Annotated in this window: 18 protein-coding genes and 1 pseudogene; 10 read left to right on the forward strand and 9 right to left on the reverse strand. The window is 61.3% G+C overall.

The window, feature by feature from the left end; all coding sequences use genetic code 11:
- Positions 1-131: 131 nt before the first annotated feature.
- From LRS53_RS05565 to nfuA, 3 genes are all read left to right on the forward strand, one after another.
- Positions 132-1094 (forward strand): response regulator, encoded by a 963-nt coding sequence (locus tag LRS53_RS05565; protein WP_231355231.1) that lies wholly within the window; start codon positions 132-134, stop codon positions 1092-1094.
- Between the two features lie 2 nt (positions 1095-1096).
- A complete protein-coding gene (locus tag LRS53_RS05570; protein ID WP_231355232.1) occupies positions 1097-2062 on the forward strand; it encodes a sensor domain-containing diguanylate cyclase in 966 nt (321 codons plus the stop codon).
- 81 nt (positions 2063-2143) lie between these two features.
- Positions 2144-2728, forward strand: coding sequence for a Fe-S biogenesis protein NfuA (gene nfuA, locus LRS53_RS05575; protein WP_007158397.1), 585 nt, complete (start codon positions 2144-2146; stop codon positions 2726-2728).
- A 61-nt stretch (positions 2729-2789) separates the two neighbouring features.
- Here the strand turns inward: nfuA and LRS53_RS05580 are convergent, their stop codons facing one another.
- Positions 2790-3200 (reverse strand): PA2817 family protein, encoded by a 411-nt coding sequence (locus LRS53_RS05580; RefSeq protein ID WP_017640579.1) that lies wholly within the window; start codon positions 3198-3200, stop codon positions 2790-2792.
- A 142-nt stretch (positions 3201-3342) separates the two neighbouring features.
- Here LRS53_RS05580 and LRS53_RS05585 point away from each other — a divergent pair, with 142 nt between their 5' ends.
- From LRS53_RS05585 to queF, 3 genes are read left to right on the forward strand one after another with little or no spacing between them, the layout of a single operon-like run.
- Positions 3343-4275 carry an ABC transporter ATP-binding protein gene (locus LRS53_RS05585; protein ID WP_231355233.1) on the forward strand — a complete coding sequence of 311 codons (933 nt, stop codon included), beginning with the start codon at positions 3343-3345 and terminating at the stop codon, positions 4273-4275.
- The gene (locus tag LRS53_RS05590; RefSeq protein ID WP_064308680.1) at positions 4272-5051 is read left to right on the forward strand and encodes an ABC transporter permease; all 780 of its coding nucleotides are present in this window, start codon (positions 4272-4274) and stop codon (positions 5049-5051) included. Before LRS53_RS05585 ends, LRS53_RS05590 begins: the two co-directional genes overlap by 4 nt.
- A gap of 13 nt (positions 5052-5064) precedes the next feature.
- Complete coding sequence (gene queF / locus LRS53_RS05595) at positions 5065-5892, forward strand: NADPH-dependent 7-cyano-7-deazaguanine reductase QueF (RefSeq protein WP_231355234.1); 828 nt, start codon at positions 5065-5067, stop codon at positions 5890-5892.
- Here queF and LRS53_RS05600 read toward each other — a convergent pair whose 3' ends face one another.
- Positions 5893-6156 carry a DUF4404 family protein gene (locus LRS53_RS05600; protein WP_017640583.1) on the reverse strand — a complete coding sequence of 88 codons (264 nt, stop codon included), beginning with the start codon at positions 6154-6156 and terminating at the stop codon, positions 5893-5895.
- A 218-nt stretch (positions 6157-6374) separates the two neighbouring features.
- On the opposite strand from LRS53_RS05600, the gene LRS53_RS05605 reads away from it, so the two are divergent.
- Positions 6375-7001, forward strand: a complete 627-nt coding sequence (locus tag LRS53_RS05605; RefSeq protein ID WP_157225825.1) for an MlaA family lipoprotein — start codon at positions 6375-6377, stop codon at positions 6999-7001.
- A gap of 57 nt (positions 7002-7058) precedes the next feature.
- Here the strand turns inward: LRS53_RS05605 and LRS53_RS05610 are convergent, their stop codons facing one another.
- Entirely contained in the window at positions 7059-7358 is a 300-nt protein-coding gene (locus tag LRS53_RS05610) for a PilZ domain-containing protein (protein WP_093251151.1), read from the reverse strand.
- 204 nt (positions 7359-7562) lie between these two features.
- Between LRS53_RS05610 and rssB the strand changes: the two genes are divergently transcribed.
- Positions 7563-8747, forward strand: coding sequence for a two-component system response regulator RssB (rssB, locus tag LRS53_RS05615; RefSeq protein ID WP_064308683.1), 1185 nt, complete (start codon positions 7563-7565; stop codon positions 8745-8747).
- A complete protein-coding gene (rssC, locus tag LRS53_RS05620) occupies positions 8744-9226 on the forward strand; it encodes an anti-sigma factor antagonist RssC (protein WP_007158388.1) in 483 nt (160 codons plus the stop codon). Before rssB ends, rssC begins: the two co-directional genes overlap by 4 nt.
- A gap of 12 nt (positions 9227-9238) precedes the next feature.
- Here the strand turns inward: rssC and tal are convergent, their stop codons facing one another.
- From tal to LRS53_RS05645, 5 genes are all read right to left on the reverse strand, one after another.
- Positions 9239-10165, reverse strand: coding sequence for a transaldolase (gene tal, locus LRS53_RS05625; RefSeq protein WP_064308684.1), 927 nt, complete (start codon positions 10163-10165; stop codon positions 9239-9241).
- A 47-nt stretch (positions 10166-10212) separates the two neighbouring features.
- Positions 10213-11223, reverse strand: a complete 1011-nt coding sequence (gene dusA / locus LRS53_RS05630; protein ID WP_231355235.1) for a tRNA dihydrouridine(20/20a) synthase DusA — start codon at positions 11221-11223, stop codon at positions 10213-10215.
- A 429-nt stretch (positions 11224-11652) separates the two neighbouring features.
- Positions 11653-11820 carry a hypothetical protein gene (locus LRS53_RS23705; protein WP_331275291.1) on the reverse strand — a complete coding sequence of 56 codons (168 nt, stop codon included), beginning with the start codon at positions 11818-11820 and terminating at the stop codon, positions 11653-11655.
- A gap of 75 nt (positions 11821-11895) precedes the next feature.
- Positions 11896-12192, reverse strand: coding sequence for a cupin domain-containing protein (locus tag LRS53_RS05640; RefSeq protein ID WP_160922476.1), 297 nt, complete (start codon positions 12190-12192; stop codon positions 11896-11898).
- Positions 12193-12266: 74 nt separating this feature from the next.
- Positions 12267-12659 carry a phage virion morphogenesis protein gene (locus tag LRS53_RS05645; protein WP_331275295.1) on the reverse strand — a complete coding sequence of 131 codons (393 nt, stop codon included), beginning with the start codon at positions 12657-12659 and terminating at the stop codon, positions 12267-12269.
- Positions 12660-12752: 93 nt separating this feature from the next.
- On the opposite strand from LRS53_RS05645, the pseudogene LRS53_RS05650 reads away from it, so the two are divergent.
- Positions 12753-13385, forward strand: a pseudogene (locus tag LRS53_RS05650) (phage portal protein); the annotation flags it as partial.
- Positions 13386-13399: 14 nt separating this feature from the next.
- Here LRS53_RS05650 and LRS53_RS05655 read toward each other — a convergent pair.
- Positions 13400-14263 (reverse strand): hypothetical protein, encoded by an 864-nt coding sequence (locus tag LRS53_RS05655; RefSeq protein WP_231355236.1) that lies wholly within the window; start codon positions 14261-14263, stop codon positions 13400-13402.
- Between the last annotated feature and the right edge of the window lie 533 nt (positions 14264-14796).

The following is a 14796-nucleotide window of genomic DNA, read 5'->3' on the forward strand; positions in this document are numbered from 1 at the left end:
CGATCTAGAGCGGACGGCGGACAAGCGCCCGAAGTGCTGCTTTACTGACAGATGACCGACGTTTACTGTGCGTCAAAACAGTGTCATGGAAGGTGGCCGTGATTCCTCTGGTGATATGCGACGACTCGAACATGGCGCGCAAGCAGCTGGTTCGCTCCCTGCCCGAAGGTTTGGGGGTATCCATCACCCAGGCCACCAATGGCGAGGAAGCCCTCACGGCGCTGCGTCAGGGGCTGGGCCAGGTGATGCTGCTGGACCTGACCATGCCGATCCTGGATGGCTACGGCACCCTGGCGGCAATTCGCAACGAGGGTCTGGCGGTCAAGGTGATCGTCGTCTCCGGCGATGTCCAGGAACAGGCGGTGGCACGGGTGCGCGAACTGGGCGCTCTGGACTTCATCCGCAAGCCGGCCGATCCCACCGAACTGGCCACGGTGCTCCAGCGCCACGGTATCTATAGCCCAAGCCCGACGACTCCGGCGGAACCCATCGCGCGTCCAGAGCTGGAAGTCAGTTTCCGCGATGCCTTCCGCGAGGTGGTCAACGTCTCCATGGGTCGCGCCGGGGCCCTGCTGGCCAAGGCGCTGGATGTCTTCGTTCAGTTGCCCATTCCCAATGTCAACATCCTGGAAGTCAGCGAGCTGCACATGACGCTGGTGGATGCGCAGCGCGAGGATCGGCTCAGTGCAGTTTGCCAGGGCTACATCGGTGAGGGTATCGCCGGCGAGGCGTTGCTGATCTTCCACGACTCCGAGTTCGATGACATGGCGCGCCTGGTGCGCTGGCGCGGGGCGGGCGAGTCCGGCGACATCGAGATGCTGCTGGATCTGTCGAGCATCATCATCGGCGCCTGCCTGGCCGGCATCGCCGAGCAGTTCGACATCCGCTTCTCCCAAGGGCATCCCACCATCCTCGGCCATCACGCGTCCATCGACGAACTCATCGTCATCAACAAGACGCGCTGGAAGAAAACCCTGGCCGTCGAGCTCAGCTACAGCCTGGAAGGCCATAACGTCCACTTCGATCTGCTGCTGCTGTTCACCGAGGACTCGGTGAAGCGCATCACTCACAAGATCGGCTACCTGATGAATTGAGCATGGCCGCACAGATCGATATCAACGAACTCCACTGGCTGCTGGACATCGTGCAGAACATCGACGTCGGTGTCGTGGTGCTGGACCTCGACTACCGCATCGAGGTCTGGAATAGCTTCATGGAAAACCATTCAGGTCGGATTCTCAGCGAGGTCAGCCAGCAATCGCTGTTCGCGGTCTTCGCCGAAATCGACGAGGCCTGGTTTCGCGCCAAGGCTGAAAGCGTGGTCCTGCTCGGCACCCGGGCTTTCTCCATCTGGGAACAGCGGCCCTACCTGGTGCACTTCAAGAGCTACCAGCCGATCACCGGCGTGGAAGCCTTCATGTACCAGAACGTGACGCTGCTGCCGTTGCGCGATTCCACCGGGGCTATCGCCCATATCTGCGTGGTGATCTACGACGTCACCGATGTCGCCATCAACAAGCGGCAACTGGAGCTGTCCAACGACAAGCTGCAGGAGCTGTCACGCACCGACCGCCTGACCGGGCTGGCCAACCGTGGCTACTGGGAGGAACGCCTCACCGAGGAATTCGCCCGGCACCAGCGCTATGGCGGCCGCCTGGCGCTGATGATGCTCGACATCGATCACTTCAAACACATCAACGACACCCATGGCCACGCCGTCGGTGATCAGGCGATCAAGGCGCTGGCCGGGGTGATCAAGACCCATGTGCGCAACGCCGACATCGCCGGACGCTACGGTGGCGAGGAATTCGGGGTGGTGCTGCTCGATACGGGCGTGGAGGGCGCCCGGCTGCTCGCCGAACGCCTGCGCGAGGCTGTGGAGGCCATGCGTCTCGACGTGCTGGGCACGCCCGTCGCCTTCACCATCAGCATCGGCATCACGGACTTGTCCGTGCCATTGGGCAATCACGAGCAGATGATCCAGCAGGCGGACAAAGCGCTCTATGAGTCCAAGCATGCCGGGCGCAATCGGGTGAGCAGCTTCGTTCAGCGGCTGGATTGAGACGATTATCCGACTGTTTCACTAGGGCTTTCGTCGAGGGGTGGGGTGGCGTAAACTTGTGGTACCTGTTGAGGAGTTACCATGAGCGCCATCACCATTACCGACGCGGCTCAGGATTACCTGGCTGATCTGTTGGAAAAGCAGAACACCCCTGGGATCGGTATCCGCATCTTCATTACCCAGCCCGGCACCCAGTACGCCGAGACCTGCATCGCCTACTGCAAGCCCGGCGAAGAGAAGCCCGATGACCAGCCCATCGGTCTGAAGAGCTTTACCGCCTATATCGACGCCATCAGCCAGCCCTTCCTGGAAGACGCCCTGGTGGACTACGCCACCGACCGCATGGGCGGCCAGCTGACCATCAAGGCGCCCAACGCCAAGGTGCCCATGGTCAACGAGGACAGCCCGCTCAACGAGCGTGTCGACTACTACCTGCAGACCGAGATCAATCCGGGGCTCGCCAGCCACGGTGGCATGGTCAGCCTGGTCGATATCGTCGACGACAACGTGGCCGTGCTGCGCTTCGGTGGCGGTTGCCAGGGCTGTGGTCAGGTCGATCTGACCCTCAAGGATGGCGTCGAGCGCACCCTGCTGGAGCGGATCCCCGAGCTCACCGCCGTGCGCGACGTCACCGACCACACCAACCGCGAAAACGCCTACTACTAGGTAGCCTGGCGTCCTGGCGGTCGCGAAGGGCTATCGAACCGATCGATAGCCCTTCGACGTTTCAGTGACGCGCTGCGTCTTCCGGCAGGGCCATCAGGCGCTGCTCCTGCGCCCAGTCGAAGACTTCGCCGCGGGATTCCGCCTCATGACGACGCTCGTCCAGCCGCTGATAGAGCGCCAGCTCCTCGTCCGGCATGAAGTGCAGGCAGTCGCCGCCAAAGAACCACAGCAGGTCGCGCGGCACCCGATGGGCGATCTGCGGATAGCGGCTGAAGATCTGGCTGAGCAGGTCCTGCCCTAGATAGGCGTATTCCTCGGGCGCCTGGGGCAGGCCGGCGACCAGCTCGTCGAAGCGGTCGAGGAACAGCGCGTGGTTCTCCGAGGGCACCTGCTCGGCCGCGCCGACATCGGCCAGAACCGCACGCAGCTGGGCGAGGAGGGCGACGTGGTGGGCGAGATAGGAAGTGGCCATGGGTGTCTCCTAAAAAAGCGGCTGCGCAGTATAGGGGCACTGTCCGACGTTGTCTGGTTCGACTAGGATCGAACCTTTGCCCGCCGCCGGGGTTATAGGAAGTAGCACTTTTCTTTGCGAATCAGTTCTTGCCGGGAGGCACATGAGTCTAGCTCTCTCCATTCGTGGTCTGACCAAGACCTACAACAACGGCTTCACCGCCCTCAAGGGGATCGACCTCGATGTGGTCGAAGGTGATTTCTTCGCGCTGCTCGGTCCGAACGGGGCGGGCAAGTCGACCACCATCGGCATTCTCTCGACCCTGGTCAACAAGTCCGGCGGCGAGGTATCCGTGTTCGGCAACGACCTGGACAAGGATCCCGCGGGCCTCAAGCGCTGCCTGGGCGTGGTGCCCCAGGAGTTCAACTTCAACCAGTTCGAGAAGGCCTTCGACATCGTCGTCACCCAGGCGGGCTACTACGGTATTCCCGCACGCATCGCCGGTGAGCACGCCGAGGAGTACCTCACCCAGCTCGGGCTGTGGGACAAACGCGATACGCCTTCGCGCATGCTCTCTGGCGGCATGAAGCGTCGCCTGATGATCGCTCGCGCCCTGATCCACAAACCGCGCCTGCTGATCCTCGACGAACCCACCGCCGGGGTCGACATCGAGCTGCGGCGCTCCATGTGGAGCTTCCTCACCGAACTGAACAGGCAGGGAACCAGCATCATCCTCACCACCCACTACCTCGAAGAGGCCGAGCATCTCTGCCGCAACATCGCCATCATCGACCATGGCGAGCTGGTCGAGCACACCAGCATGCGCAAGCTCCTGCAGAAGCTCAACGTCGAGACCTTCATCGTCGATGTGGTCCAGCCGCTGACGGCGGCGCCGCAGCTGGACGGCTATCCGGCCAAGCTGTTGGGCGATCACTCCTTCGAGGTGCAGATCGACAAGGCCAGCGGGGTCAATGCCCTGTTCCGTCAGCTGGACGCTGCCGGCATTCAGGTCCAGAGCCTGAGAAACAAAGCCAATCGCCTGGAGGAGCTGTTCGTCTCCCTGGTGGAAAAGAATCTAGCCAAGGTCGCCCGATGAGTACCGAATTCCAAGCCAACATGGTGGCGCTGCGGACCATCGTCCATCGCGAAGTGCGCCGCTTCACCCGTATCTGGGCACAGACGCTGCTGCCCCCGGCGATCACCATGGTTCTGTACTTCGTGATCTTCGGGAACCTGATCGGCAATCGTATCGGTGGCATGGGTGGCTTCACCTACATGCAGTACATCGTGCCGGGCCTGATCATGATGTCGGTGATCACCAATGCCTACAGCAACGTGGTCTCCAGCTTCTTCAGCAGCAAGTTCCAGCGCTCCGTGGAAGAGCTGCTGGTCTCGCCGGTGTCGCCGCACGTGATCCTCATCGGCTATGCCATGGGCGGCATCCTGCGCGGCCTGGCCGTGGCCGCCATCGTCAGCCTGCTATCGCTGTTCTTCACCCACATGCAGGTGCACCACCTGGGCATCATGCTGTTGGTGATCATTCTCACCGCGGCGATCTTTGCCCTGGGCGGCTTCATCAACGCCGTCTACGCGCGCAACTTCGACGACATCTCCATCGTGCCGACCTTCGTGCTGACGCCCCTGACCTACCTGGGCGGGGTCTTCTATTCCATAGACCTGCTGCCGGCCTTCTGGCAGAAGGTGTCCCTGGTCAATCCGATCCTGCACATGGTCAACGCCTTCCGCTACGGCATCCTCGGGGTGTCCGACATCCGCATTGGGGTGGCGATCGCCTTCATGCTGTTCGCCGTGGTCGTGCTTTATCTGGTCAGCATCCGTCTGCTCGTGAGCGGGCGCGGCATGCGTCATTGAGTGTCTGAGCGTCATGCATAGCGTAGAACAATCGCCCTTGGGCAAAAGCACCGAGTACGTCAGCGAATATGCGCCGACGCTGCTCTATCCGATCCCGCGCGCGCCCAAGTGGGCGGAACTAGGCCTGGACGGGCAGGATCTGCCGTTTCGCGGGGTGGATGTCTGGACCTGCTACGAGCTGTCCTGGTTGCTGCCTTCCGGCAAGCCGGTGGTGGCCATAGCCGAATTCGCCATCCCGGCCGATTCGCCGAACATCATCGAGTCCAAGTCCTTCAAGCTGTACCTCAACTCCCTGAACCAGTCGGTGTTCGCCAGCATGGCCGAACTCGAAGCCGTGCTGGTCAAGGACCTGAGCGCCGCAGCGGGCGGTACCGTCGGTGTCAGCCTGGTATCCTTGGATGACTGGACGGCACGGGGTGTGCAACGCCCCGCTGGCCAGTGCGTCGACGATCTGGATATCAGCCTGGATCGCTACGCCCACCCGCAGGTTGAACTGTTGAGCGTGAGTGAGGCACGGGATAGTCAGAGGTTTTACAGCCACCTGCTCAAGTCGAACTGCCCGGTCACCGGTCAGCCGGACTGGGGCACCGTGGTGGTCGAGTACGATGAGGGCCTGGCCCTGGAACCGGCCAGCCTGCTGCGCTACCTGGTCGCCTTCCGCCAGCATGCGGATTTTCACGAGCAGTGCGTCGAGCGCATCTATCTGGATTTGTGGCGGCTGCTCAAGCCGGCGAAGCTGACCGTGTTCGCCCGCTATGTGCGGCGTGGCGGACTGGATATCAATCCCTACCGAAGCAGTGACGCCATCCAGCCCGCCGCGGAGCGTTACGCCCGGCAGTGATCAGATGCCCATGCTGCTCAGGCTGTTCATGATCGAGCGGAGCGTGCCGGCCATGGTCGGGTGGCTGACCTCGAAACGCTCCACGGCCAGATTGACGCCTTCGACCAGGCTGCCATCCCGGGTGGCATCTTCGTTGGCCAGCTGGAATTCGATATCCCGGATCAGCAGTTCCAGTTCTTCCCGATCCTCGGGCGAGGCGGGCGGATCCTGGTCCAACTGGTGGCGGAGGTGGTCGAGTTGTTCCTGCAGATGAGAGGTGGTCATGGGCGTTTCTCCTGTGTTCGGATTCTTTGACCGCAACGGCGGGTCAAAGATCGAGGGATAGCGCCTGGCCCTAAGCCAAAGTGGCAAAGCTATGACTATAATCGGCGCCTTTCAGGCGTCTGAGTGCAACGAGGAGAGAAGCGATGATGGTCGAGCGACGTGGTTCCAGGGTCTGGGGAGCGCTCCTTGCAACGGCCCTGACCTTTGCCGGTCAGGCCATGGCGGCCGAAGCCGAGAATCCCGATCCCTGGGAAGGCTTCAACCGCAAGATCTTCGTGTTCAACGATACCCTGGATACCTATGCCCTCAAGCCGGTCGCCCAGGGCTATCAGCGCTTCACGCCTGGCTTCGTGCAGACCGGCGTGAGCAACTTCTTCAACAACCTGGGTGACGTGCGCAACCTGGCCAACAACCTGTTGCAAGGCAAGATCGAGCACGCCGGGGTCGACACCGCGCGCCTGTTGATGAATACCACGATGGGCGGCCTCGGCCTGGTCGACGTGGCCACCAAGGCCGGCCTGCAGCGCAACGACGAAGATTTCGGCCAGACCCTGGGCAAGTGGGGCGCCACCAGCGGTCCCTACCTGGTCCTGCCGTTCTTCGGCCCCAGCAGCGTGCGTGACGGCCTCGGTCGCATCCCGGACAGCTACACCAGCGCCTATCCCTATGTGGACGACGTCGCCGTGCGCAACAGCGCCTTCGCCCTCAGCACCGTCGATACCCGGGCAGGTCTCCTGCAGGCCGAGCGCTTGATCACCGGGGACAAGTACGTGTTCATTCGCAACGCCTACTTGCAGACCCGCGAATTCAAGGTCAAGGATGGTCAGGTGGTCGACGACTTCTAGTCCCGGCCCCAATAAAAAAGGCAGCCCAGGGGCTGCCTTTTTTATTGGCCGCAGTAGTTAGCGCATTTCCAGCACGGACAGGCCGAGCAGCTGCTTGCCCGAATCAGTGGCCTGGACGCGCAGGACCTCGGCGTCCGCTTCCAGGCCGGGAAGTTCGGCATGGCTGGAGGGGATGAGCACGGTCACCTTGTCGCCGACCTGCAGGCTGGTGGCGGCCTCGATCTGGAAACCGGTGCTGGACAGATCGACGCAGCGCGCCTCGAAGGAGGCATCGCCGACCTTCAGTATGGCCTTGGAGTCGACGTGCATGCGAATGAAGTCGCGCTTTTCACTGTAAGAACGGTCAATGGTACTCATGGCAATCCTACTGCTTGGGAGGATGGATGGCGGGTTGCTGGAGGTATAAACTCCATAATGGCACCCTGTAAAGAATTTCCATCCGGTTGGCAAGCTTGAACGCCCCGGTGGATGGGAGTAGTGTCTCCGCCGTGTCGTAATCACCGTGGCCCGTGTCGGATAGTGTCCGCCGGTTTGCCGTTCGGGTGCATGCCTGGATCCTCTATGTCTAATTCGCCTGCCACGCTCCTGATCATTGACGATGACGAGGTGGTTCGCCTCAGTCTCGCCGACTATCTCGAAGACAGTGGCTTCAATGTCCTGCAGGCCAGCAATGGCCAGCAGGGCCTGGAAATATTCGAGCGCGAACAGCCTGACCTCATCATCTGCGACCTGCGCATGCCGCAGGTCGACGGGCTGACGCTGCTGCGCCGCATCAGCGAGCTGTCCATCGATACGCCCGTGCTGGTGCTGTCCGGCGCCGGCGTCATGAGCGACGTCGTGGAAGCCCTGCGCCTGGGCGCTGCCGATTACCTGATCAAGCCGCTCGAAGACTTGATGGTGCTGGAGCACTCGGTCAATCGCGCGCTGGATCGCGCCCGCCTGCGCCTGGAAAACGATCGCTACCGGGTAAAGCTGGAAAACACCAATCGCGAGCTGCAGGCCAGCCTGAGCCTCCTGCAGGAAGACCAGAACGCCGGGCGCCACGTGCAGATGAACATGTTGCCGGTGACGCCCTGGGAAACCGAGGGGCTGCATTTCGCCCACGAGATCATCCCCTCGCTGTACCTGTCTGGCGATTTCGTCGACTACTTTCGCATCGACGAGCACCGCGTCGCCTTCTACCTGGCCGACGTCTCCGGCCATGGCGCCTCGTCGGCCTTCGTGACCGTGCTGCTCAAATTCATGACCACGCGGCTGCTCTATGAGTCCAAGCGCAACGGCACACTGCCCGAATTCAAGCCCTCGGATGTGCTCGGTCACATCAACAGGGGTCTACTGGATTGCAAATTGGGCAAGCACGTGACCATGCTGGGTGGCGTCATCGACGAAACCACAGGTACCCTGGCGTACAGCATCGGTGGTCATCTGCCTTTGCCGGTCCTGCATACCCCGGAAGAAACCCGCTTCCTGGTAGGCAAGGGCCTGCCGGTCGGCCTGTTCCAGGAGGCGACCTACAATGACCACCAGATGGATCTGCCCGAGCGTTTCAGCCTGACCCTCTTTTCGGATGGCATCTTCGACCTGCTGCCGGGAGACAATTTGAAAGAGAAAGAACACAGCTTGCCCGATTACGTCCGCCGCGCCGGCGGTACACTGGCAGGCCTGAGCGAAGCCCTGGATCTGGCATCCGTTACCGAGATGCCCGACGATATCGCTTTGCTGGTGTTGAGCAGGAACCTGGCATGAGCACCGGAAAAATCCAATTTGCCGAGCAGGATGGCACCTTCGTCTTGAAGTTTACCGGCGAGGTGCGTCTGACCCTCTGCTCGGCACTGGACGCGACCATCGAACACATCTTCTCGTCGTTGAATTTCTCGTCCATCGTCATCGACCTAACCGAGACGCAGAGCATCGACAGCACCACCCTGGGCCTCTTGGCCAAGCTGTCGATCCTGTCGCGGCAGCGCATCGGGCTGCTGCCCATGCTGACCACCAACAACCCGGACATCCTGCGCCTGCTGGATTCCATGGGTTTCGACCAGGTGTTCAACATCGTCGAGACCGTACTGCCTTGCCCGGATTGCCTGACCGACCTGCCGCCGCAGGATCAGTCCGAAGCCGAGGTGCGCAGTCGCGTGCTTGAAGCCCATCGGGTGTTGATGGGCCTCAATGAATCCAATCGCAATGCCTTTCGCGATCTGGTCAGTGCCCTCGAAAGGCACTGACCACGCTCCGGCTTAGCGCTTGCCGGGCAGCAGCACTTCCAACTTTTCCTGATCCCGCGCGAACTGGCGAATGCCTTCGGCCAGCTTCTCGGTGGCCATGGCGTCTTCGTTGTGCGCCCAGCGGAAGGCAGCCTCGTTCAGCTGCTGCTTGGGTTCGCCACCGGTGCTGTCGGCGGTCAGTACGCGCGGCAGGTCGCCCTGGGCTTCCGACAGCTGCTGCAGCAGTTCGGGGCTGATGGTCAGGCGGTCGCAGCCGGCCAGCTGCTCGATCTGGTTCAGGTTGCGGAAGCTGGCACCCATCACCACGGTCTCGTAGCCATTGGCCTTGTAGTACTGGTAGATACGGGTCACGGACTTCACGCCCGGGTCTTCGGCGCCTTCGTAGTCACGGCCTTCGGCCTTCTTGTACCAGTCGTAGATGCGCCCGACGAAGGGCGAGATCAGGAACACACCGGCGTCGGCGCAGGCCGCGGCCTGGGCGAAGGAGAACAGCAGAGTCAGGTTGGTCTGGATACCTTCCTTTTCCAATTGCTCGGCGGCGCGGATGCCTTCCCAGGTGGAGGCGATCTTGATCAGCACGCGGTCCTTGCCGATACCGGCCTTCTCATACAGCTCGATCAGGCGATGGGCGCGATCCAGGGTGGCGCCGGTGTCGAAGGACAGGCGCGCGTCTACCTCGGTGGAGATGCGGCCAGGGATCAGCTTGAGGATCTCACCACCGACGGCGACGGCGAAGCGATCGCAGGCCAGGCCGATGTCACCGCCGGCGCCACTGAAGGCGGCTTGCAGGTGTTCTTCGTAGCGGGGCAGGGCAGCGGCCTTGAGCAGCAGCGAGGGATTGGTGGTGGCGTCGTAGGGCTTGAGACGGGCGATGGCGTCCAGATCGCCGGTATCGGCGACGACCGTGGTGTATTGCTTGAGTTGTTCCAGCTTGCTCATGGCAGGTCTTTCCTTCGGTTAACGAATGAACATCGTGGAGACGTGACTCAGTGGCCCCTGAGAAGTTCAGTGGCTTCGTCATACAGGCGCAGCGGTTCAGGGCTGCGATGCAGATCGGTGGACAGCAGTTGCCGGAAGCGCCGCGCGCCGGGAAATCCCTGCGCCAGGCCCAGAACATGGCGGGTGACGTGGTGGATGAGACCACCCTGTTGCAGATGTGCCTCGACATAGGGCCGCAGCCGCAGCATGACTTCATGGCGAGTCAGTGGCGGACGGTCGCAGCCGTAAAGCGCCGCATCCACCTCGGCCAGCAGATAGGGATTCTGATAGGCCTCGCGACCCAGCATCACCCCATCGAAGACCTCCAGCTGCTCGCGACAGGTGTCCAGGGTCTTGATGCCGCCATTCAAGATGAATTCGAGATCCGGGAAGTCCTGCACCAGCTGCGCGGCGACGTCGTAGCGCAGCGGCGGGATCTCGCGATTCTGCTTGGGCGACAGCCCTTCGAGGATGGCGATGCGCGCATGCACGGTAAAGCTCCGGCAACCGGCCTCGGCGACCTGGCCGACGAAGTCCCGTAGGGCCTCGTAGCTGTCGCGCCCGGAGATGCCGATGCGGTGCTTGACCGTCACCGGGATGGCCACGGCATCGCGCATTGCCTTGACGCTGTCAGCCACCCGCTCGGGATAGGCCATCAGGCAGGCGCCGATCATGTTGTTCTGCACCCGGTCGCTGGGGCAACCGACGTTCAGGTTGATCTCGTCATACCCCGCCTGCTCACCCAGCCGCGCCGCGGCGGCTAGCTCGGCCGGCACGCTGCCGCCCAGCTGCAGCGCCAGGGGATGCTCGGTCTCGTCATGCCGCAAGAACCGTTGGGCATCGCCATGCAGCAGGGCACCGGTGGTGACCATCTCGGTATAGAGCAGGGCATGCTGGGACAGCACGCGATGAAAGTAACGGCAGTGACGATCCGTCCAGTCCATCATGGGCGCCACGGAAAAGCGGCGGGACGGCTCAGGGCGCGTGGTTGCTGGGTTTGAAGCGGTTTCAGCTAGCATTCGGAGACTTCGTTTGTAGCACGTGCAGCTGGGGCTCAGCGTGCTTTTCCTGGCTCGGTGCTGATTTCAAGCACTTGGAAAAAAACGTGTGGCACTCGGCAGCAGACGGGAAGGATGGCACGGCGAGAAAGCGCTAGGGCGTGAATGTTTATGCCCGGATCAGGCTGCGCCGCGAAAGGCAAACAGTCTATCAAGAATCCCAGGTTTCTGAGCGGGCAGCGTCCGTCCAAGCTTCTGTGGCGAACAGCTGAAGCGACTAATGCGATAAGAACCTCAAATTTTTAGCAGCATGACTTCGACGACGGCGCTGTCCGGGTAGTTGCGGCGGTGCAGGCCGGCGCGATCGCCGTTTTTGGGGATGAGGGCGCTGAACAGGCCGCCGATGGCGATGCCCTGTGCAGTTTGGCCGCCGGGGCTGACGACCAGGACCTACTTGCCTACGGTGGGCCAGGGCAACCAGCCAGTCAGCAGTTCGCCGCTCTGAACCCGAACCCGGGCATGGCGCGTGTCTAGGAGACTGCCATGGTCGACCACGGCGATGGTGCCAGGGCGGATCAGGTTCTCGATGAGGCGGGAGAGGGCGGCGATATCGGTCATGCCGCGGAGGATGGCGGCCGCGCGCGAGGTGGAGCTAGAGCGAGTTGTAGCGGTGCCAGCTACAAATGCTAAAGGCTATTTATCCACGATGAGCAACGTCCCACGGCTGCCTGCTAGAACAGAATGACGCTCGCCTGCAGTCGCCAGGTAAACTTCGCCAGCGTGTACCTCTACGCGCTCGCCTGATATTTCGAGTACAAGTAGGCCTTCCAAAACGATCAGTAGCTCGTTGTAATCGTGCACCTCTTCAGGCGCAGAAGTGCCATCCATACGAAGTACTTTTACTCGAGCATCTCCGACAGCTGCAAAGATCACTGATTGCCAGGGTTGCGATGCTGCATTAGCTATCTCTGAAGGTTTTAGCAGCGGCATGAATCTCTCTCCTTCGATGGAACGGGAGCTGGATTATCCGAGAGTCGAAGCACTGGTCTAAATATCGAGTTGATCTAGGAGTAGATCTCGCAAAGTGTGCAAATCTTGATCAGACAAGCCGAGCAATTTGCGTCGGGCGTAGCGGACCTCGGAGCTCCGCGCTCGGCGCGGTCTTTCAGGCCGTACTGGTGAACGCGGGCGATGCGGGAGACGCGGCTGACGAAGCCGATCACCGCCTGCTGCGGCGAGCCCTTGGCCTTGAGGTACCGGGCCATCTTGAGCTTCTCGAACATCCGCCGCTTGATGCGGTCCTTCTTGCCACGCAGATCTCGCGGCTTGCGTGCCCCGAACGGCGAGCCGTTCGGGTTCACCTGGTTGCATTTCCGCTGCTGCTGGCTGCGGCGCAGCTGCTGGGCGGCCTTGCAGGCCAGTTGGACCCGGCCGCGACCGTCGAGCTTCTGTAGCAGCGGCGAGAGCTAGGTCTCCAGTGCCTCGAGATCAGCCACGGCTGAGGCCCGAATGTGGCATTTCCAGGGCCCGCGCATCGCCGGCGGATCATCCTGCCGCCGCCGCTGGCCAAATGCATGAGGCGAGGGAAGGACGGCCGCTTCTTCCAGGTCACGGGCTGGCAGGACGAACACGAGTTCGCCCCGGGCACCATCTGCCACCTGCGCGAGGCCGACATCAACCAGGAGATCTACGGCATGCCCGGGTGGCTCGCCGCCATGCAGTCGGCGCTCCTCAACGAGTCGGCCACGCTGTTCCGCCGCAAGTACTACAACAACGGCAGCCACGCGGGCTTCATCTTCTACATGACCGACGCCGCGCAAAAGGAGGAGGACATTGACTCCCTGCGCACCGCGCTGCACTCGGCCAAGGGGCCGGGCAACTTCCGCAACCTCTTCGTCTACGCGCCCAACGGCAAGAAAGATGGCATCCTGCTAATCCCGGTTAGCGAGGTGGCAGCGAAGGACGAATTCGATGCCATCAAGGGCATCACGCGGGATGACATGCTCGCGGGGCTGCGGATTCCGTCGCAGCTGATGGGTCGTGCCGCAGAACGCTGGGGGCTTTGGTTCGATCAAGGAGGCAGCGGAGGTCTATGCCATCAACGAGCTGGAGCCACTGCAGGTGCGGCTCGCTCAGGTTAACGAATGGTTGGGGAGGAATTGATCCGTTTTCGGCCTTACTAAGCGGTCGTGTACGGCTAAGCCCTCGACCGTTTATATGCTTTCAGACGTTTCTCAAGAACCAACACAACACCAGGGAACAAGCGCTTTCGATGGGAAAATCTGGCATCACCGAGGTCTGGAAAGATATACGCGTAAGACGTTTCCTTGTTCCGTGGGCTGCAAAAATCTCCGGTCCGCTCTATCCAATGCTCGATTCGCTCACGCACCTTTACCGCGCATATTCCCGAGTCGGTGCCTTCCGGGCAGATCTCAGTAAGGTTTAGCGTAGGCAGCACAAATGTTGCTGCATAACGGGTTTCGCCTTCACCCTTTACAAGGTGTCCGGAGTCTTCCCACGCGCTATTCATGGCGCGATGAAGATAAAGGACTGGATTCCTTCCTTCTGCGGTAGGCTGGCGGCACTGCTTGGCTTCAAATGCATAGGTCTTGGGTCCCGCTGGGGAGGGGCAGCCGATGTATAGATCGCATCGCCCGTTGCGCAATCCTCCGCCTTCGACGCCCGCCTCAAACGCCTCCGCCCTTTTTGCGGTGCTGAATTCCTCCAGTGCGATGCCTCCTTTGATAGCCCACGCTGCACCAGCCAACGTGCTCAAGCTCGCCCTCTCGTTGTACCACCAGCAGTTATCCGTCTCGTGAAAGTCGCAGTAGCGCTTCACTACCTTGATCCAGCTCTCCAAAAGTGCTCTGAGGGCTTCGTCCTCATCGCAAACGTGCACGTGTTTTAAAGTCTTAAAAGTCAATTTCCAGGCCTCATCCGTTAGGGCAAACGTTATTTCGACCATCGCTTCCGTTTCTGAAGGGTTTTTGGTGGTGTGGCGCCGGCTGGCCTTAATCGACAACTGGCCGGGAAGTAAGGAGCAGGCCTGGGTAAGCTGCAACTTTGCTTTGGGATGGACGGTCCGACGTACTGAGCGCGCGCTGTCGTCCCCCGCCACGCCTGCGGGCTAAATGGGTCGCTTTTTCTGCAGCACTGCACCTGGCTCCAGCCTGCACCGCTACTGGGGCGGAGTGGGGCTATGGTAGGCGGAAAATCCCTGCGAATCCCTGCACCACCCGGCCTTTTCTCATGAGTCCCCCGACCCTCATTTTCGATAGAGGGCTGGGGGACCGTTACGACTGTCCCCGAGTCAGCCCCACTTGCTACAACCCGCGCCAGGTCTGACTTTCCCGTCTTTCAGCCTACTGTTCCGGCGCTGTCCCCGTCTCTGTGACCGTTTTCTAAGTGACTGATAAATATAGGTTTATTTTTTTAATCGTAACAGTAGGGTTTGTTACTGGAGAACGGTGGTATTACGCAGCTGGAACAGTAAGACCAATCGCTGGAAGCCGCATACTGAGAGGGCTCGCAGGCCATCCAAAAAGGCGGTAACGCAGATTACGCCATCCCCAGCCCTGAACATAAAACGGGGCT

This window comes from Pseudomonas sp. PLB05 (assembly GCF_021106615.1).
In the GTDB taxonomy this organism is placed as follows: Bacteria; Pseudomonadota; Gammaproteobacteria; order Pseudomonadales; family Pseudomonadaceae; genus Chryseomonas; species Chryseomonas benzopyrenica.